This window comes from Fictibacillus sp. FJAT-27399, from assembly GCF_001510655.1.
Taxonomy (GTDB): domain Bacteria; phylum Bacillota; class Bacilli; order Bacillales; family Fictibacillaceae; genus Fictibacillus_C; species Fictibacillus_C marinisediminis.
The window spans coordinates 1-19511 of sequence record NZ_LMVC01000005.1 but is presented as its reverse complement, the minus strand read 5'-3'; the positions used below and the strand labels follow the sequence as shown (position 1 = coordinate 19511).

17 protein-coding genes, 1 rRNA gene and 1 pseudogene are annotated in these 19511 nt (G+C 44.3%); 13 read left to right on the top strand and 6 right to left on the bottom strand.

Annotation, left to right across the window (positions count from 1 at the left end; all coding sequences use genetic code 11):
• Positions 1-57: 57 nt before the first annotated feature.
• The 3 genes from AR335_RS18130 to AR335_RS18120 all read left to right on the top strand — a co-directional run bounded on the left by AR335_RS18130 (position 58) and on the right by AR335_RS18120 (position 3681).
• A complete protein-coding gene (locus AR335_RS18130) occupies positions 58-1656 on the top strand; it encodes an ABC transporter substrate-binding protein (RefSeq protein WP_062238527.1) in 1599 nt (532 codons plus the stop codon).
• 96 nt (positions 1657-1752) lie between these two features.
• Positions 1753-2754 (top strand): ABC transporter permease, encoded by a 1002-nt coding sequence (locus AR335_RS18125; RefSeq protein ID WP_062238524.1) that lies wholly within the window; start codon positions 1753-1755, stop codon positions 2752-2754.
• 15 nt (positions 2755-2769) lie between these two features.
• Positions 2770-3681 (top strand): ABC transporter permease, encoded by a 912-nt coding sequence (locus AR335_RS18120; protein WP_062238522.1) that lies wholly within the window; start codon positions 2770-2772, stop codon positions 3679-3681.
• A gap of 50 nt (positions 3682-3731) precedes the next feature.
• Here AR335_RS18120 and AR335_RS18115 read toward each other — a convergent pair whose 3' ends face one another.
• From AR335_RS18115 to AR335_RS18105, 3 genes are all read right to left on the bottom strand, one after another.
• Positions 3732-4808 carry an FUSC family protein gene (locus AR335_RS18115; RefSeq protein WP_062238520.1) on the bottom strand — a complete coding sequence of 359 codons (1077 nt, stop codon included), beginning with the start codon at positions 4806-4808 and terminating at the stop codon, positions 3732-3734.
• A 422-nt stretch (positions 4809-5230) separates the two neighbouring features.
• A complete protein-coding gene (locus tag AR335_RS18110; protein WP_062238518.1) occupies positions 5231-9691 on the bottom strand; it encodes a glutamate synthase-related protein in 4461 nt (1486 codons plus the stop codon).
• A gap of 278 nt (positions 9692-9969) precedes the next feature.
• On the bottom strand, positions 9970-11265 hold the full coding sequence (locus AR335_RS18105) for a glutamate-1-semialdehyde 2,1-aminomutase (RefSeq protein ID WP_062238516.1): 1296 nt from the start codon (positions 11263-11265) through the stop codon (positions 9970-9972).
• Positions 11266-11484: 219 nt separating this feature from the next.
• Here AR335_RS18105 and AR335_RS18100 point away from each other — a divergent pair, with 219 nt between their 5' ends.
• From AR335_RS18100 to AR335_RS18090, 3 genes are read left to right on the top strand one after another with little or no spacing between them, the layout of a single operon-like run.
• On the top strand, positions 11485-12501 hold the full coding sequence (locus tag AR335_RS18100) for an ABC transporter ATP-binding protein (protein WP_062238514.1): 1017 nt from the start codon (positions 11485-11487) through the stop codon (positions 12499-12501).
• Positions 12494-13285, top strand: coding sequence for an ABC transporter permease (locus AR335_RS18095; protein WP_053355647.1), 792 nt, complete (start codon positions 12494-12496; stop codon positions 13283-13285). Before AR335_RS18100 ends, AR335_RS18095 begins: the two co-directional genes overlap by 8 nt.
• Before the next feature lie 6 nt (positions 13286-13291).
• Positions 13292-14077 (top strand): ABC transporter permease, encoded by a 786-nt coding sequence (locus AR335_RS18090; RefSeq protein ID WP_053355646.1) that lies wholly within the window; start codon positions 13292-13294, stop codon positions 14075-14077.
• Here the strand turns inward: AR335_RS18090 and AR335_RS24385 are convergent.
• Positions 14019-14300 carry a hypothetical protein gene (locus tag AR335_RS24385; protein ID WP_156419081.1) on the bottom strand — a complete coding sequence of 94 codons (282 nt, stop codon included), beginning with the start codon at positions 14298-14300 and terminating at the stop codon, positions 14019-14021. The two genes, AR335_RS18090 and AR335_RS24385, sit on opposite strands and share 59 nt — an antisense overlap.
• A 39-nt stretch (positions 14301-14339) precedes the next feature.
• Between AR335_RS24385 and AR335_RS23300 the strand changes: the two are divergent.
• The 3 genes and pseudogenes from AR335_RS23300 to bcp form a co-directional block, all read left to right on the top strand.
• Positions 14340-14528 (top strand): annotated as a pseudogene (locus AR335_RS23300) (S8 family serine peptidase); the annotation flags it as partial.
• A gap of 119 nt (positions 14529-14647) precedes the next feature.
• Positions 14648-15070 carry a potassium channel family protein gene (locus AR335_RS18085; protein ID WP_062238512.1) on the top strand — a complete coding sequence of 141 codons (423 nt, stop codon included), beginning with the start codon at positions 14648-14650 and terminating at the stop codon, positions 15068-15070.
• Between the two features lie 58 nt (positions 15071-15128).
• Positions 15129-15599, top strand: a complete 471-nt coding sequence (bcp, locus tag AR335_RS18080) for a thioredoxin-dependent thiol peroxidase (RefSeq protein ID WP_062238509.1) — start codon at positions 15129-15131, stop codon at positions 15597-15599.
• Positions 15600-15639: 40 nt separating this feature from the next.
• Here bcp and AR335_RS18075 read toward each other — a convergent pair whose 3' ends face one another.
• The gene (locus AR335_RS18075; protein ID WP_053355643.1) at positions 15640-15819 is read right to left on the bottom strand and encodes an H-type small acid-soluble spore protein; all 180 of its coding nucleotides are present in this window, start codon (positions 15817-15819) and stop codon (positions 15640-15642) included.
• A 148-nt stretch (positions 15820-15967) separates the two neighbouring features.
• Here AR335_RS18075 and AR335_RS18070 point away from each other — a divergent pair, with 148 nt between their 5' ends.
• Both AR335_RS18070 and perR read left to right on the top strand, forming a co-directional pair.
• On the top strand, positions 15968-17077 hold the full coding sequence (locus AR335_RS18070) for an aminopeptidase (protein WP_062238508.1): 1110 nt from the start codon (positions 15968-15970) through the stop codon (positions 17075-17077).
• Positions 17078-17362: 285 nt separating this feature from the next.
• Positions 17363-17797 carry a peroxide-responsive transcriptional repressor PerR gene (gene perR / locus AR335_RS18065; RefSeq protein WP_062238506.1) on the top strand — a complete coding sequence of 145 codons (435 nt, stop codon included), beginning with the start codon at positions 17363-17365 and terminating at the stop codon, positions 17795-17797.
• A 30-nt stretch (positions 17798-17827) separates the two neighbouring features.
• Here the strand turns inward: perR and AR335_RS18060 are convergent, their stop codons facing one another.
• On the bottom strand, positions 17828-18196 hold the full coding sequence (locus tag AR335_RS18060) for a YgzB family protein (protein ID WP_053355640.1): 369 nt from the start codon (positions 18194-18196) through the stop codon (positions 17828-17830).
• 108 nt (positions 18197-18304) lie between these two features.
• On the opposite strand from AR335_RS18060, the gene AR335_RS18055 reads away from it, so the two are divergent.
• The gene (locus tag AR335_RS18055; RefSeq protein WP_062238504.1) at positions 18305-19171 is read left to right on the top strand and encodes a nucleotidyltransferase-like protein; all 867 of its coding nucleotides are present in this window, start codon (positions 18305-18307) and stop codon (positions 19169-19171) included.
• 273 nt (positions 19172-19444) lie between these two features.
• Positions 19445-19511, top strand: a 16S ribosomal RNA gene (locus AR335_RS18050); the annotation flags it as partial.

The window sequence follows — 19511 nt, the reverse complement described above, 5'->3', positions numbered from 1 at the left end:
TGGCAGCTCGTACACATAAATAGAGGCAAAAATCTATATAAAAATGGGGGAAAGAAGATGAAGAGAAGTATATTGACAGCTCTTGCATTAATCCTGGTCCTGTCTTTAGGACTGGCTGGCTGTAAATCCTCAAGCGAAAGCACCGGCGGAAAAGGAAGTTCCAGCGGTGGCGGCGTCATGATCTACGGACGCGGCGGTGATGCAGTAGGACTGGATCCTGCTCATGAAACAGACGGTGAATCTTTCATCGTTACTGAGCAAGTGATGGAAACACTAACTGGATACAAAAAAGAAAATACAGATGTTGTTCCTGAACTTGCGAAGAGCTGGAAGATTGAAGATGGCGGAAAGAAGTACACATTTACGTTGGAAAAAGGCGTTAAGTTCCAGGATGGAACTGACTTCAACGCTGATGCGGTTGTTAAGAACTTTGACCGCTGGATGAACGGTGATGCTGCTAAATTCCCTTATTACGCATCCATGTTCGGTGGATATAAAAAGGATCCTGGCCACGTCATTAAAGAAGTTAAAGCTATTGATGACACTACAGTTGAATTTACATTGAAACGCCCACAAGCTCCATTCCTTAAAAACCTTGCGATGAGCCCGTTTGCCATTTCCAGCCCGGCTGCGATTGACAAATATGGCGACAAATATGGCGAGCATCCTGTAGGAACAGGACCGTTCAAGTTTAAAGAGTGGAAACGCGGGGATACCATTTCAGTTGTGAAAAACGATAAATATTGGAAAAAAGGGCTTCCAAAACTTGATGGGGTAACCTTCAAAGTCATCAAAGATAACTCTTCACGCTTAAATGCTCTTACAAAAGGCGAAGTTGACTTGATTGACGGAGTAAACCCGAGTGATATTGATAAGATCAAAGCAGATAACAAGCTTCAAATTTTTGAGCGTCCTTCTATGAACGTTGCTTACTTTGGCTTCAATGTTGAAAAAGCTCCGTTTAACAAAAAAGAAGTCCGCCAGGCGATCAGCCACTTAGTAAACAAAGACGAACTGATCAAAAACTTCTACAACGGAACAGCTGAACCGGCTGCTACGCCGCTTCCTTCTTCCATTGCAGGACAAAACAAGGATATCCAGGATTATGGATATGACGAAGCAAAAGCAAAAGAACTTTTGAAAAAAGCTGGATACGAAAAAGGCTTCAAAATGGACCTTTGGGCGATGCCGGTATCACGTCCTTATATGCCAAACGGACAAAAGATTGCTGAAGCGATCCAGGCAAACCTTGCCAAGGTTGGAATTAAAGCAAACATCGTTACATTTGAGTGGGGTACCTACCTTGAAAAACTCCGTAAAGGTGAGGCACCTGCCTTCTTGATTGGATGGACAGGGGATAACGGAGACGCAGATAACTTCCTATACGCTCTTCTTGATAAAGACACGATCGATTCTAACAACTATTCACGCTATAAGAGTGAGCCAGTTCATAAGCTATTGATTGAAGCGCAATCCACGGCAGATGAAGGAAAACGTGAAGAGCTTTACAAAAAAGCACAGGAGATCATCCATGAAGATGCTCCATGGGTACCTCTAGTGCATGCTAAGCCACAGCTTGCAGGTACGAGTTCAATTAAAGGATTCTACCCGCATCCAAAAGGGTCTCAGTCATTTGTTGATGTTTCCATGAAGTAATGAAGAAATTGGGGAGTATCTTGCATGCTCCCCTTTTGTTTTGGAGAAAAACATCAGGGTGCTATAACGACAACTACGCGTAAATGAGGTGTGGACATGTTTTCTTATACCATTAGAAGGATTGGTTTGCTTATCCCGGTGCTTCTCGGGATGACGTTTATTGTATTTATGATGATAAGGGCAATTCCGGGGAATCCTGCTCAATTGATCCTTGGCCAGCAGGCTTCAAAGCAGGCTATCGCAACATTAACAAAGCAATTGGGACTGGATCAGCCATGGTACTCCCAGTTTGTTCATTATTTAACCGGTCTTTTTCAAGGTGATCTTGGAATGTCGCTGAAATCAAGAACACCGATCAGCGAGGAGCTCTGGCCGTATCTTGCCGCTACAATCGAACTTTCACTGGTCGCAATTCTGATTGCAGTGGTCGTCGGAGTCAATGCAGGCATTATCTCTGCCTGGTTCCAAAATTCCTGGTTCGATTATGGGGTTATGCTTATTGCATTGATCGGAGTATCCATGCCTATTTTCTGGCTAGGATTGATGGAACAATATTTTGTTTCCATCAAATGGGACTTGCTGCCGACAACAGGCAGGGACAATATCAGGATGCCGGTAGAGGCCATCACACATCTGTATTTGCTTGACACATTACTGGAGGGCAGATTTGATCAGTTTATTGAAGTCGTTAAGCATTTAATCCTTCCGGGAATTGCACTTGGCACGATTCCAATGGCAATCATCGCAAGGATGACAAGATCAAGCATGCTTGAAGTTATGCGATCGGATTATATCCGCACAGCAAAGGCAAAAGGGTTAAAGATGTTCTGGGTAGTGTACAAGCATTCATTGAAAAATGCCATGATTCCTGTAGTCACGGTAATCGGTCTGCAGACAGGATTGCTTCTCGGCGGTGCCATTCTGACAGAGACCATCTTTGGATGGCCAGGGGTTGGCACATATATTTATGAAGCCATTCAGTCGCGTGATTATCCCGTCATCCAATCTGGAATTCTGGTAGTGGCCACACTGTTTGTACTCATCAATCTGTTTGTTGATATTTTGTATGCGGCCATTGATCCGCGCATCAAATACTGATAGGGGGAGTTTATTATGGCTGAATTAGCAAGAACAACACCACCGTTAACAAACCCGCCGAAAGTGGAACAAGGTGACGACAAAGTCATCTCTCCCTGGAAGGATGCGTGGCGTTCATTCAAGAAGAATAAATTAGCGATGGTCGGACTGGGAATTGTTATTTTCTTTATTTTAATCGCTATTCTGGCTCCTGTTTTGGCGCCTTATAGCTTTTCGGATCAGCATCTAGCGGACAAGCATCTGGCGCCTTCGGGAGAGCATTGGTTTGGAACAGATGAATTCGGACGGGATATCTTCAGCAGAGTTTTATACGGGGCAAGGATTTCATTATGGGTGGGCTTCGTCTCTGTAGCCGGATCAGTCATTGTAGGATCGGCCCTTGGAATCATCGCAGGCTATTATGGAAAATTCATTGATGGAATCATTTCAAGGATCTTTGATATCCTGCTGGCGTTTCCGAGTATTCTTCTCGCTATTGCGGTCGTTTCTGTATTGGGGCCATCTTTAAGAAATGCGCTTATCGCTATTGCCATCATTAATGTGCCGATATTTGGACGTCTTGTACGGTCGAGGGTTCTGAGTGTAAAAGAAGAAGAGTATATCACAGCGGCTAAGGCGATTGGTATGAGGGATTCCAGAATTTTGATACACCATGTGCTTCCAAACAGCATGGCGCCTATCATTGTGCAAGGGACCTTGGCCATCGCAACAGCTATCATTGAGGCAGCTGCCTTAGGGTTTTTAGGACTTGGGGCACAGCCTCCAACTCCTGAGTGGGGAAAAATGCTCGCGGATTCCAGGGACTTTATCATCCAGGCGCCGTGGACCGTTATCTTCCCGGGTATAGCGATCATGCTTACGGTTTTGGGCTTTAACCTGATGGGTGACGGCCTTCGTGACGCGCTTGATCCAAGAATGAAAAACTAATAGAGGAAGCCTGACATGAAAATGTCAGGCTTCTTTTACGGACTAATATTCTAATCTATTTTCTGTTCTTTAATCGTTAGCTCATTGTCATCGGTGTGATGGTTTTTGAAGCTCTCAACGAGCCGGTTCAAATGCTCCAATTGATCACTGTAATCGATTATTAAGGCGAAAACAGGAAACAGCTGCATCCATTGATCATTATGGGGAGTCGTATAATAACTCATGAACGACTGCATTAAAGAACTTTTATTCTCACATAGCTCATCAAGCATGCCAACAGAATGCTGTGAACGGATTTTATCAGTGTATTTCAAAAGGATCTGTTCATGGTAATTGGTCAGACAGTCAAGCTGTTCCGTGATCAGATGTTGAAGATCTTCAGGCATGCAGAGCATTTCATTCTCATGGCGGTGAAGACTTCTTAGCAGTTCGAGAGATTTTTTAGTCGTAAAAATCATCTGCCGGTAGAGTACAAGCTTACGGCCTTTGGTAAATTGATTGTTTTTAAAATAAGTGCGGTCTTCTTTGTATAAAAGATAGAGCTGATCCATTTTAAAGCTGTTTTCTTTCATTGTCCCTATGTCATCCTTGATGGCAGAATAATCAGAGGCATGCCGGATAATCATACGGATCCATTTGATGATGTCGTCTGTCAGATTAGAGATACTGAAGTAAAGTTTTGTTTCATATTTTGGCGGCATAAAAATCAGATTGACAAGAAAAGCTGATACGACACCCAGCATGATCAATAGAAAACGGCCCATCGCAAACGATATAAAATTAGGTGTCTGACTTTCCATAATGACAATAACCGTCACGATGGCAAGGGGAATGGTCTTTTCATTCTTCATCTTTAAGTTTACAGCGATGACAATAACGACTACAAATCCGATGACAAACGGGCTGTTGCCCAGCAAAAGGACCGAGACGATGGCAAAGAATGCTCCGATTATATTACCCTGAGCCTGCTCAATAATGGTTTGATAGGACCTGTAGATCGATGGCTGAATGGCAAATGTTGCTGCGATTGCAGCAAAGACAGGTGTACTCAGGTTGAAAAACATGGCTAAATAAATGGCCATGGTGATGGCTAATCCCGTTTTTATCATTCGGGCTCCAAGTTTCATCTTGAATTGGTGTTCCCTTCTATAAGTAAGATAATAATCTTGACAACTATACAATGATTCCCACTAATAATCAAGTATTCATTTATAACAAAAATATGAATTAAAAGGGGCTGTCCAGAAAGTCGAAAATTGACCTTCAGGCAGCCCCTTTTTGGCTTGAAAAATCTTCAATGAAAAGTTAATTGAAGTGGAAGATGCGAGACTCCTCGAAAATGAACTTCACATTTTCTTCGTGCGATAAAAAGCTGCCGGAGCCTTCCTTGTCCTGCGGGACTAGCGTGACAGGTGAGACTNNCTAGCACCAAAAAGTAGGCGTTCACGCCGGTAAGGCTCACCGCACGCCCCGCGGAAAGCGAGGAGCCTGGAACGGAAATCAACAGCTTACAGACTTCTTGGACAGCCCCTTCTACTATTATGGCTATTTATTCCGTGGAAACATCGGGATCAGCCTGTTCTTTTACAGGAATGACCTGCACAAAATGTTCAAGCGGATGTTCCTTGAGATACTTGATTTCAGCAGCTTCTTCAAACTGCTCTGATTTTACAAGCGCAGCTGAATACTTTGTCAGCAGCTCATTAATGTCCTCCGCACCCTTAAACCCGATGGGCTCCAATGAAACTTTGGCACCTTTCGCAATCCTTGTACTCAATACTTCATATGTCAGACCCATTTCGGGCTGGAGGCGAAGATAGACGACCCCTCCGGTCATTCCGGCGCAGATCCATGGGCCTGGATCCCCGAGTACGAGCCCTCTGCCATTAGTCATATATTCAAAGGCAAATCCTTTGATGTTGGCGTTTACTCCGGTATTTCCACGATCTGCAATGACCGGAGCAGCAAGTTTGCCGCCGATGACAAGATCTGCTCCGGATAGGCGGATTCCGGCTCTTGCATCTGCATTTCCCTGAATCATAAAGAGCCCTTTCTGAGCGCCGTATGCAAATCCTTTACCTACAGAACCATTGTAATACTGTCCGTTTTTCGCCTTTGATTTCAAGATGGTGATGGACCCGCCAAATGCGGTTTTTGCCAGCCCGTCCTGTGCTCCGCCTTCTACTTTGATTTTAATGCCTTTTGAAGTATAGGCCCCAAGCCCGTTTCCAGGAATAGATCCGTTTTTAAAATGAAGGTGGATATCCGGCTGTTTTCCGGTTCGCTGTGAACGGGTCTTGTGTCCTGAAACCCGGCTGCCGAGTACACGCTGTTCGGCCGTTACAAATTGAAAGTCTCTTGAATGAGAGAGCTGGGTAACATCGTCATCCAAATATTCTGCACCGGCCGCCATTGTTACGGTAGCAAGGAGTGATTCCTGTACATGCGGCAATGGGATCATCTCTTCTACAGTCGATTTTTCCAGCAGGGAAGAGAGATCCAGCTGATTGAGTCCCCGATTCTGCATTAACAGATCTGATCGTCCTACAAGTTCCTGTGCCGATGTAAAACCAAGAGAAGCCGTAAGCTGCCGCAGTTCATTGCCAAACTCAGTGAACAGTCTGACAAGACCTTGGACGGCGGGGTCGAATTGCCTTGGAACAAAGCGTCGTAGCCCATGGTCTCTCGCTTTTTGCTCGGAATCAATCTGAGTGGCAATTCCTACATGGCACGTATCAAGATGGCAGCCGCGGCAGGTCGTACAGCCGATGGCTACCATGGAAAGGGTGCCAAACCCGATCCTGTTTGCGCCTAGCAGCATCATTTTCACTGCATCAAGAGCACTGCGGATGCCTCCGTCAGCCCAAAGCTCGACTTTATGCCTCAATCCGGCTTCAAGAAGTGCGGTATGGGCAGCTTTTACTCCGATCTCGGCAGGCAATCCGACATGCTGTAGAGCATGCACCCGCGCAGCTCCGGTTCCGCCATCGAAACCGCTGAGCGTAATGATGTCTGCCCCCGCTTTAGCAATGCCAACGGATATGGTGCCGATGTTAGGGACGACAGGTACTTTAACAGATACCTTTGCCTGGTCGTTGGCCGTTTTTAGTTCGGTGATCATCTGTGCCAGATCTTCGATGGAGTAGATATCATGGTTGTTGGAAGGCGAAATTAAATCTGATCCGACAGTGGCATTTCGGGCCTCTGCGATTTTCTCGGTAACCTTCGAACCTGGCAGATGGCCTCCTTCACCAGGTTTAGCTCCCTGACCGATTTTGATTTCCAATAGATTGGATGAGTTTAGCAGTTCGATATTAACCCCAAAGCGTCCAGAAGCGATCTGCTGTCCGCGTGTCTTCGGATATTTTCCAATCATGTCTTTGATTTCGCCGCCCTCGCCGTTTACGCTGATCATATTCAGCACATCAGCCGCTTCAGCATAGGCTCGAAATGCGGTCTCGTTTTGTGAACCGAAAGACATAGAGCTGATCACAAAAGGAAGGCTGTGATCTTTTACACCAATATCGACATGAGCCGGATCAACTGGTGTTTCAGAACTGGACAGGTCGGTCAGATGGCGAATGGCAATAGGATTGCTTTTTTCCTGATCCTCCAATTTATCTGCATAGGTTCTGTAATCTGATTTACCGCTGGCGATGTCTCCGATCGATTTCCAAATTCTTGGGAACAAGCGGAAGCTCTTGCTTGCTCTTGCGTCAGTTTGCCTGAATACTTCTTTTCTTGCAAGACTGTCTTCTTTCAGTTTAGCAAAATTATATCCAAGCGATTCTGAGCCAAAGAAGTTTACGATATTCAATGTTTCGGCAATTTCGCTGCTCAGCCCGATGCTGGAAAAGAGGCGGTCGTATCCCCTTAACTCATGGATACCGATTGTGGAAATCACTTTCTCCAGCCCTTTGTTTAATGCTTCAAATAATTTGGCCGCAGGGAGCTGGTTCTCAGGCTCGGTTACGGTCTCAAACAGAAGGTATGGGCTGACTGCATCAGCGCCAAGCCCGATTATAAGGATGATATCATGCAGAGAACGGATGGCAGCAGATCTGAGAATCAATGAAACACTGCGTCTCAGGAACTTCTTTCTGAGGCTTTGATCCACTGCTGACAGAACCAGATGAGGATCAAGCCAAAGATGCTTTCTGTGTGCCTGGTTGTCATCCAGAATGATCACCGCAGCTTCATTTTCTGCGGCTGTTGCGGCTTCAGCAGAGAGGCGGGAAAGTGCTTCTTCCACGGTCTCACTTTCCAGCATGACAGAATGAAGAACATACTTTTCATTTCTTCCTTCAAAATAGGCGGCTACTTGCTCATAAGATGGATGGTTGAATTGCTCCGAAAGGTTTTTCCCATCTATCCCTTCAACCAGCAGCGGTGTAAGGAGTTCAATCGTATTCAGTTCTTTTTCTTTTTTAAAGAGGGAAGGCCGTTTTCCGAGAACGGTACGGGTAGAAAAATGCTCGGTTTCCCTGTCTCTGTCAATCGCCGGGTTGGTAACAACAGCTACACTTTCTTTAATAAAATCAGCAATGTTTTGGCGTTCAGGATGAAGAGCGGCCAGCGGAGAATCATGGCCGAGCGATTGAATAGGTTCGACTCCTTTTTCTGCCATCTGTTCAAGCTGATGGATCTGTTCTCTGTCCCAGCCATAGGCGGCATACCATCCGTTATGTTTTTTCAGAGCTGCACGGAAAGGCCCGATCTCCAGGGAAGGTGTTTCTAACCGGTGCCTGGCACCGTCAACACAGATCCTGGTCTCCATCTTTTGGAAGACCTGCTCCTGGTAATCATTGTGATTGTAATAAGTAAGGCGGCCGTCATCTTCCCGTTTCAATCCAACCTTTTCACCGGGAGCAAAGCTTTTTGGCTCCGCTGTAAAGTCATTGTTGGAAAGAATTCCTTGTTCAGATGAGAAGTAGAAGGAAGTATCTGTTTCGAGCTGCCAGATCGGACGGAGTCCAAGGGCATCTACACTAAAAACCGCTTCGTTTCCGAATCTTGAGATGATTCCTGCAGGCCCTTGAGCAAAATGTCCCCAGGCTTCCCTTAAATAGGTATACAAATCCTTTAAGTGAGAAGGGTAGGCCTTGATTTCATGAATGATGGGAGGAAACAGAACGTCCATCGCTTCGAACAAGGAGAATCCTTCTCGAAGGATCAATGTTTCAATGACTCTGTTTAAATCTTGTGAGTCGCTTCCGCCATCAGTAACCGGAATACCAATAATTTCAGCTTCTTCACGGAGTTTGGCGATCGTATTCAGTTCGCCGTTATGTCCAAGAACGCTGAAAGGCTGGACTCTGAAAAAGGTGGACAATGTATTGGTAGAATAGCGGTTGTGGCCTAAAGTAATGGTTGACGCGATGAGCGGGTTTGTTAAATCTTCATAATAGGCAGGCAGTGTTTCGCCTGAACCCATGACTTTATAGACAGCATGGTGATTGCTGAGAGAAGCGACATGGACTGCCGGGGACGTTTCGATATCAATCAGCAGGTTATAAAGCGTACGATCCAGCTCTTCATGATTTTTAACAGGAAGCAGTGCTGCCTGCCAGAAGACTGGTTCTTCACCGCGAGCGATGGGCCCTAAGGCCGCAGAATTTGTAACCTCTGTTGTTTCATGTATAAGCTCAAGGTGATACTTCTCAAACCATTGTTTAACCGCTTCCATCTCTGAGCGGCTGTCCGCCTTTTTGTCGATGAAAAAATGGCCGACAATAAAATGATCAGAATCCACAGCAGAAGAAGGTAAGCCTTTGCTTGTAAGCTTTTCCTTCCAAAGAAGTCGGGGGATATCGATATTGATACCGATACCATCACCTTCATTTTCAATAAAGCCTGCTCTATGGTTCATCGTGATCAAAGCATGAATAGCATCATCCACATTTTTCTTGGTCGGAATGTTCTCTTTCTCAATCACCGATACGATTCCACAGCTGTCAAATTCCTGCTTGCGATAATCCTTAAACAAAGCAGGACTCCATGATTTACTCATTACGAAAGCCTCCCTTACCCCTATGTTTCATACCTTATAAGACATAAAAAAACCACATCGCGAGAAATGGTTTTATCTCTTTACCCGTGTATTGTTTTAAAGCAATTGACCAATATAGTTAAATATTATCATCGTTTGAATAGTCAGTCAATTATTTTTATTCAAACTAATGTATGTAAAAGGAGGGCTGAGGTGGTACTTTGAGCACAATCATTTAAGAAAGCGCTTACATTTTGGAGTGAAAAAACAGAGTGGTTTATGCACTCTGTTTCATAAATTTACATCGAAGTAATTTTCTTAAACGAACGTTCAACCGCTTCGAGCGTTTCAGCGATGTCTTGATCTGTATGAGCGGTGGTTAAAAACATGGCTTCATACTTAGAGGGAGCAAGGTTGATTCCTTCTGCAAGCATGGCTTTAAAGTATTTTCCAAATAGCTCTCCATCGGTGTTTTCAGCCTGTTCATAGTTCACGATTTTCTCATTCGTAAAGTAGACGGTAAGCGCCCCTTTTAAACGGTTGATCGTAATGGGAACACCATAGGCCTTTGCATGCCCCAGGATACCTTCTTCAAGCTGTTTGCCTAGTTCATCCATTCTTTCATATACGCCTTCTTCTTGAAGAACTTCAAGACATGCGATTCCCGCAGAGATGGAAGCCGGATTTCCGGCCATTGTTCCTGCCTGATAAGCGGGTCCTAAAGGCGCTACTTTTTCCATAATTTCTTTCTTGCCGCCGTATGCTCCGATCGGCAGACCTCCGCCGATGATTTTTCCAAGGGCAGTCATATCCGGTTTTACGTTAAGAAGATCTTGTGCACCGCCATACATAAAGCGGAAAGCCGTGATGACTTCATCATAGATGACGAGAGCTCCGGCCTTGTGAGTCAGCTCATTTACAGCTTTCAAAAAACCTTCTTTAGGTTCAACGATACCGAAGTTTCCGACGATGGGTTCAACAAGAACCGCAGCAATCTGGTCACCCCAGCGGTCTAACGCCTCACGGTAGGAATCAATATCATTGAAGGGAACTGTGATGACTTCCTGAGCGATGCTTTTCGGAACGCCGGCGGAATCAGGTGTTCCGAGTGTTGATGGGCCAGAACCGGCGGCTACAAGTACGAGATCTGAATGGCCATGATAGCAGCCTGCAAACTTTATGATCTTGTCGCGTCCAGTGTAAGCGCGGGCTACCCGGATCGTTGTCATGACTGCTTCTGTGCCTGAGTTGACAAACCTCACCTTTTCCATGGCAGGCATAGCCTCTTTCAGCATTTTTGCAAACCTCACTTCCAGGCTTGTCGGTGTGCCGTACAACACGCCGTTTTCCGCAGCCTTCGTTATGGCTTTTGTGATATGCGGATGGGCGTGGCCTGTAATGATGGGTCCGTATGCTGCCAAGTAATCGATGTACCGATTTCCGTCCACATCCCAGAAGTAGGCTCCTTGTGCTCTTTCCATGAATACTGGTGCTCCTCCACCTACTGCTTTAAAGGAACGTGAAGGGCTGTTCACTCCACCGACAATATGTTCTTGTGCTTCCTTATATAATAATTCTGACTGCTGATGATTCATTGATTTTCCTCCTTGCTGTCCATACATTCCCCAAGGGGTAAATGAAACAATACAATTAAAATCCATCATATATTGTAGCATGTTTTAGGCGATGCTGTAGAGGATCCGCTTAAGCAGGCTAAATAGATTGAGGTAAACGGAGACTTAGGATAAACTAGTGCATGCTGGTTAAAAACGGGTGCCTGGCACCATGAAGAAAGTTTTCGGAGGAAAAACACAATGGATTATATTATAGATGTAAAAGATTTGCGTAAAGAATTCACATCCCATTCCAGCCGTTCGGGGCTTAAGGGAGCATTTCGTGATCTGTTCACGAGAAACTACACCATCAAGACAGCAGTGGATGACATCTCTCTGCAGATACGTAAAGGGGAAATGGTTGGTTATATCGGGGAAAACGGTGCCGGTAAGTCCACGACCATCAAAATGCTGACAGGCATTCTGACGCCCACTTCAGGGCAAGTAATGGTTAATGGAATGAACCCCCATAAAGACAGGGAGAAATTTGTACGCAGCATCGGGGTGGTGTTCGGGCAGAGATCTCAGTTATGGTGGGATATTGCAGTTCAGGAATCCTTCCGGCTGCTGAAGAAAGTCTACAATGTTCCGGATGAATTCTATAACTCTCACATGACGGATGTAATACAAACACTGGCAATTGAACCTCTGCTCGATAAACCGGTGCGAAAGCTGTCTTTAGGACAGCGTATGAGATGTGAACTTGCGGCAGCGCTTATTCACAACCCGCCGCTTCTGTTCCTGGATGAACCTACCATCGGGCTGGACGTGCTGGTGAAGCTTAAGATCCGTGAATTTTTAAAAGAGATTAATGAAAAATACGGAACGACCATTCTTTTGACTACACATGATCTGTCAGACATAGAGGCGCTATGTGAACGGGTCATCATGCTCGATGAAGGTAAGATCATCTACGATGGAGCCCTTCGCCAGCTCCGTGAAAACTGGGGAGAAGGCAAGCAGATTCAATTCCTTTTCACTGAGGATGTGTTTATGAATGAACTGCAGGAATTGACGAAGGAACACCTTGTTGTGTGGGAGCAAGGCAGCAATGCGAACAGCTGGACAGCAAGCGTGGAGAACGATGAGGAAGTGATCTCTGCGGTCATCGGTAGGGTCGTTGCTGCAAAGAGAATTGCTGACTTAAAGATTGTTGAGATTACAACAGAAGAAATTATTCGCAATATTTACGAAGAAGGAGCAGTCCGGAATGGCTAAATATTTAGAAATGATCCGCATCCGCTTCTTGATGATGCTGGCCTACCGGACAAACTATTACAGCGGTATTTTGATCTATAGCATCAATATCGGAGCGTATTACTTTTTGTGGAGTGCAATCTATGGGGATAAACCATCAATCCAGCATCTCTCTATTGTCCAGATGACTACATACATTGCGGTCTCCTGGATGGCAAGGGCCTTCTACTTTAATAACATCGACAGGGAAATAGCGCTTGAGATCAAGGAAGGAAAAGTGGCCATCGAGATGATCCGGCCGTATAACTACATTAGCATGAAGATGATGCAGGGATTGGGAGAAGGTATTTTCAGGATTCTTTTTTTCTCGGTACCAGGCATGGTCATCGTCTATTTTATCTTTCCGATCCAGTTTACTAGTCATCCGGCAACATGGCTGTATTTCCTGGTATCTATTATTTTAAGCTTCATAATTAATACTCAGATCAATTTACTGACAGGAATTGCAACCTTCTTCCTATTTAATAATGATGGTTTAATCCGGGCAAAGCGTGTCGTAATCGATCTGTTCTCGGGGCTAATCCTGCCAATCAGCTTCTTTCCCGGCTGGGCCCAAAGTATTATGGGCTATCTGCCGTTTCAGGGAATCAGTTATATTCCGAGCATGATCTTTACGGAAGGGTTTCAGGGAAGTGAAGTTATCCACGGGCTGATGAATCAAGCACTGTGGTGCCTCGTTCTCTTTATACCGATCCAGGTGCTGTGGACAACAGCAAAACGTCAGCTCATCGTGCAAGGAGGGTAATGAGGAATGTCCTATCTTTCTATCTTTTTTCAATATGCAGGCCAATATTTAAAAACAAGGCTGACCTACCGTGCAGATATGCTCGTTGATATATTTTCGGACCTGCTCTTTCAAGCTGTTAACCTTATTTTCATACTCGTGGTATTCGGCCACACCAGTCTGCTGAAAGGCTGGAGCAAAGATGAGATGGTCTTTATCTATGGCTTTTTTCTTGTGCCATTTGCGGTTTTCGGTGCTTTCTTTAACATTTGGGATTTCACGGACCGCTATATCGTGAAAGGGGAAATGGACAGAATTCTGACCCGGCCGATCCATAGTCTGTTTCAGATTATTTTAGAACGGATGGAACTTGAGTCATTGTTCGGAGGCGTTACAGGCCTGGCGATTATGTATTATGCTGGAAACAATCTGGGATTAAGCTTGCATTGGTATGATCCATTTATTTTTCTCGTTCTGGTGGCAGGCGGTGCCCTTGTGTATGCAGGAATCTTTGTTACGCTGGCGAGCATCGGTTTCTGGTCGGACAGCAGAACGGATATTATGCCGATGATGTACAACATCGGAAACTACGGCCGTTATCCGGTAGATATTTATAATCGGATCATTCGCTATGTACTTACGTGGATTCTTCCTTTTGCTTTTGTCGGAGTCTATCCGGCAGCTTATTTTCTTGGCAGGGAAGAGTGGTACCATTATGCCTTCATCACACCGCTGATCGGCGTCATTTTCTTCGCTATCTCTGTTTTTTTATGGAATATAGGTGTAACCAAATATCGTGGGGCAGGGAATTAGCTGGTAAGGGGCTGTCCTGAAAGTGAAAATTGACCTTCAGCAGCTCCTTTTTGGCTTGAAAATCTTCAATGAAAAGTTGATTGAAGTGGAAGGTGCGAGACTCCTGCGGGACTAGCGTGACAGGTGAGACTCCCGCAGGCGCTAGCGCCAAAAAGTAGGCGTTCACGCCGGTAAGGCTCACCGCACGCCCCGCGGAAAGCGAGCAGCCTGGAACGGAAATCAACAGCTTACAGACTTCTTGGACAGCCCCTTTTTATTTTGGTTGTCTGGAACATCCATGGCGACTCCTCTTGTTGCGGGTGTAGCCGGATTGCTTGCTTCACAAGGGAAAAGTGCATCTCAAATCCGTGCGGCGATCGAAAATACAGCGGACAAGATTTCAGGTACAGGAACGTATTTCTCTAAAGAGCGTGTCAATGCAGCAAATGCTGTAAGATACTTATCCATATAAAAAGAAAACAATCGTTTTCTAGCCCTTTTTTGTGTTCTTTTTAATGTACAGCCCTATTATATACCTGTCCTATTTGTCCAAAGGGCGGCATACACTGCTAACAGAGGCGGTGGGGGAAGATGATTTATTTTGCGATGCTTTTATTATCAGGGTTTATAGTATATAAAAGTCTTCAATCCCTTTTTTCACACCCGGTAATGAAGCATCAGCTCATGTCATTAAACCACCTTTTCGTGCTTGTTATCGTTTATGTCACCATCATCCTCGGTTTCGGGCTCATGTATACCTCGCTGCTTCTCATGGATATTCATGTTCTCGTGAAGCACGGGGAGGTGATCGGGCATCGCCATTTTTTTCATGTAATTGATGATGCCATGTATTTCAGCTCGATGACGATGCTCTCTGTAGGATATGGGGACTTGACTCCTCTGGGGGCTGGCAGATGGCTGTCCATAGTAGAAGCACTGATCGGCTACTTGCTCCCAGCTGCATTTGTACTGTCTTCAGTCATCGACAGGGAACCAGCATCAAAAAAGTTGTAGGAACGCGTGGAATTGGTTACCCTCTTTATATAGATGAAGTTAAACAGGAGGGATATCCTTGACAGTTACCACAGGAGAAAAAGCACCGGATTTTACATTGCCGGCAAGTAATGGAGAAGATGTAAAGCTATCAGATTTCCAGGGGAAAAATGTGGTGTTGTACTTTTACCCGAAAGATATGACCCCTGGATGCACGACTCAAGCTTGTGATTTCAGGGACAAGCATGATGAATTTAAGGATTTGGATGCCGTGATTCTCGGAGTCAGTACAGATCCGATGGCCCGACACGAAAAATTTATTGATAAATACGGCCTGCCGTTCTTGCTTTTGGCAGACGAGGAACATGAAGCAGCAGAGCTTTTTGGAGTTTGGAAACTAAAGAAGAACTTCGGAAAAGAGTACATGGGAATTGAGCGCTCAACTTTCATTCTCGATAAAGAAGGAAACGTTGTGAAAGAGTATAGAAAAGTGAAAGTGAAAGAGCATATTGATGAAGTTCTGGCTTATATAAAAGAAAACACGAAATAAAGAAAAGGGCACTGCTTTTTGAAAGCAGGCCCTTTTGCAATTAATGCTCAAGCAGATCGCTTACTGGCACTTCCATGTCATGATCAGGTTCTTCATTGGGATGCACCCAGGCTGTTCCGCTTGATGAATTAATGGACTCAATCCATACTGGCTTACCAAAATACATCACTTCAATTTCGCTAGGCGAAGAAATAATCTGTTTTGCTCGATCCACGTTCATTGTAACAAGCCCCTTTATTTTTTCTTATAGTATGAGCATATGAACCAGGTATATACTCCCGGATTAATTATGGGCAACATGAAGGTTTTAATGATAAGATTGAATTGTTGGAATTTTTTAAAGATACATAGAATAGGGGAGGTTTACAATGTTAGATGAAAGAGTCGTAACTCTTGCCAGGACGCTGCTGCACCACTCTGTAGAATTAAAAAAAGGAGAGCGTGTCCTGATCACTTCACCTCTAACTGCCAGGCCATTAATTAAAGCCCTCATTAAAGAAGCTTACGCGATGAGTGCTTATCCGTACGTGAATATATATGATGACGAAATCAGCCGTTACTTAATTACAGGCTATGAAGCAGAGCAGCTGGAAACCTCAATGGGCTGGGATTTAAAAAGAGTCAAAGAGGTGGATGCGTATATCTCCATCGCAAGTTCAGAGAATGATTCCGAGCTGTCTGAAGTTCCTGGCGACAAGTTCCAGCTTCGCGGTGAGTACTTTAAACCCGTTCAAAAAGTCATCATTAATGAACGTAAATGGGTGCTTTTGAATTACCCTACCAAGGGACTTGCTCAGAAAGCTAAAATGAGCTTCGAGTCGTTTGAGAACTTCCTATTGGATGTCTGCAATGTGGATTATAAGAAGATGGAGCAGGCACAGCAGCCTTTAAAAGAATTGATGGAGCGTACGGACAAGGTAAGAATTGTATCGCCTGGTACCGACCTGTCGTTTTCCATTAAAGGAATCCCGGCTGTTAAATGTGCAGGTGAGAACAATATCCCGGATGGGGAAGTCTTTACGGCCCCGGTCAAGGACAGTGTAAATGGGACAATCACCTATAATACACCGTGTCCTTACCGCGGAACGATATTCAATAATGTCAGTCTTACGTTTGAAAACGGCAAAATTGTAGAAGCAACAGCTGACAACTCAGAGAAACTCAATGAAATCTTTGATACTGATGATGGGGCACGCTTTGTAGGAGAGTTTGCGATCGGTGTTAACCCGTTGATCCAGCATCCAATGGGCGACATCCTTTTTGATGAAAAAATTTGCGGAAGTATTCACTTTACACCTGGAGAGGCATATGAAGATGCGGACAATGGAAACCGTTCTTCCGTGCACTGGGATATGGTTCTCATCCAGCGTCCTGAATACGGCGGCGGTGAACTGTATTTTGATGATGTATTAGTCAGAAAAGACGGCCTATTTGTTATTCCGGAACTTGAAGGCTTAAATCCTGAGAATCTAAAATAGAAAATAAACATCAAGGCGTCTGACTATACTTCGTTTCATGATTTGCATAGGATTTAGTAATAACTCTTCCAATCGATGTGCGGGAATCTCTCCCGCACTTTTTATATGCATTTGGGGAATCATAAGAATGTAACTCTAATGGAACGGATAATAAAAAAGACCTGGATCTTTTGTGGTTCAGTGTACATATACAGGCCAATGGATTGACAAAAGCAGGCAGTTCAAGATACACTAATTATAAACATTATAATGTAATAATTTCTTTTGAGAGTGAGGTGCATGACGATGTCTGAAGTACGCATAAATGAAGCAATAGATACACTAAAACAATCTGGAGTTCGCATTACTCCTCAGCGTCATGCGATTCTGGAACACTTGATAAAATCTATGACACATCCAACAGCAGATGAAATATACAAATCCTTAGAGGGTAAATTTCCTAACATGAGCGTTGCGACGGTCTATAATAACCTTAGGGTATTTAAAGAAGTAGGTCTCGTTAAAGAATTGACCTACGGAGATGCTTCCAGCCGTTTTGATTGTGTAACGACAGAGCATTACCACATTATATGCGAGGGATGCGGCAAAATAGTGGATTTCCACTATCCTGGACTTGATGAGGTTGAAACCCTGGCTGAATCCGTAACGGGGTTTGACGTTGGACACCACCGCATGGAGATCTACGGAACTTGCCCGGATTGCAAAACTAAAAAGCATTAAAATAAGCTGAACCAGCTTGACTGGATCAGCTTATTTTTTTGCGGTCTTTTTCATAGCGCGTCTTGAATTATATTTTTCGTCAAATTCAAGACCTTCAAGATCCTTATCAAGCGTAAGCGGCTGATTGCATGCCATGCACGCATCCGCGCGGCCCAATACTTTGGTGACTTTCCCGCAATTTGGGCATACAACCTGAACAGCATTCGTTGAGATCATACCAATCCAAAAATAAACTCCGGCACTTGCGAGGGTTGCAAGAAATCCAATTAACATAAATAATGACATTAGTATGAAGTGACTTCTAAAAAATATGCCGGCATACATAATAATGATTCCAATAAAAACAAGACTTAAAGCAAACGTACGTATTTTATTGATCTTGCTCGTATATTTTATCATGGTTGTCCCTCCTAAATTACAGTATACAAGGACTTGAAAAAAAAGAAAGGATTTTCAGCGGCTGCGTTGAAATGTATGGAGACCGAAATTAGAACGGGAGTTGAAGGCATGGAAGACTTGTTACGCCCGCTTTATCAAGAAAGGGCAAGTAACGAAAACACACTTGGAGTTCTATTGATTGAAAAGAACAAACCATTTTGTCCATTAACGGATAATTTTGACTGCATCTTATTTATAATTGTCACTCACGGGGAGAAACCATGGAGTGTCAAACACTATGAATTTGATGACAAGATTGCTGCTTTACATATTGTGACAGAAGAGCGGCTGAATGAATGGCTTCTTCTCGGCTCAAACCGCCGAGTCGTCGATTGGGTCATTAATGGGAAGGTCCTGTTTAACCGAAACGAATATATCACTGAACTGAGAGACAGACTTGATAAATTCCCAGTTCCTGAACGCTCCAAAAAGATTACGCTAGAATTTGCCAAACTGCTTCGCCGCTTTTCTGATGGAAAAGAGCTTTTTCACAGCGGACAGCACCTTGATTCGTTCAACCATATACTCCATGCTCTCCATCATCTGGCACGTCTGGCTGTTATCGAACGGGGGTTCCACCCGGAAATTACAGTTTGGAATCAAGTAAAGGTAATCGAGCCTCAAATCTACAAACTATATGAAGAACTGATTACCGGAAATGAATCCATTGATAAACGGATCGAACTTCTATTAATAGCAAGCGAATTTTCCATAAGCTCCAAAACGAAGCTAGGCGCGGGCCACTTATTAACGATATTCGAAGAACAATACGAGTGGACAGTCGCTGAACTGATGGAACACCGTGAAATTGCAGATTACTCTATTGATCTTGGAATCCTGCTTGAGCACCTTATTGAAAAGGGAATTGTGGATGTAATCCGCCAGCAGACCAAAGGCAAGCATTTGTTTCACCGCCACTATACAACGAATAAATAAAGGAATTAAACTTTTTTCTGAAAAGGTGTTGACCTCTTTCTTGCTATCATGGTATAGTACTACTTGTCGCTGAAACGACGCGGCAAACACGAACAAACACAAACAAAAAAGAGGTTGACACCTTACACCAAAGATGTTAACCTAAGAAAGTCGCCAAAACGAGCGGCATTCGACAAAGTGTTCTTTGAAAACCAAACAAAAGCCAGGTAAGTCAGGGATTTTACAATCCCATCAATTTCTTATTTTTAAACTTTAAGAGCTATATCAAACACTTTATTGGAGAGTTTGATCCTGGCTCAGGATGAACGCTGGCGGCGTGCCTAATACATGCAAGTCGAGC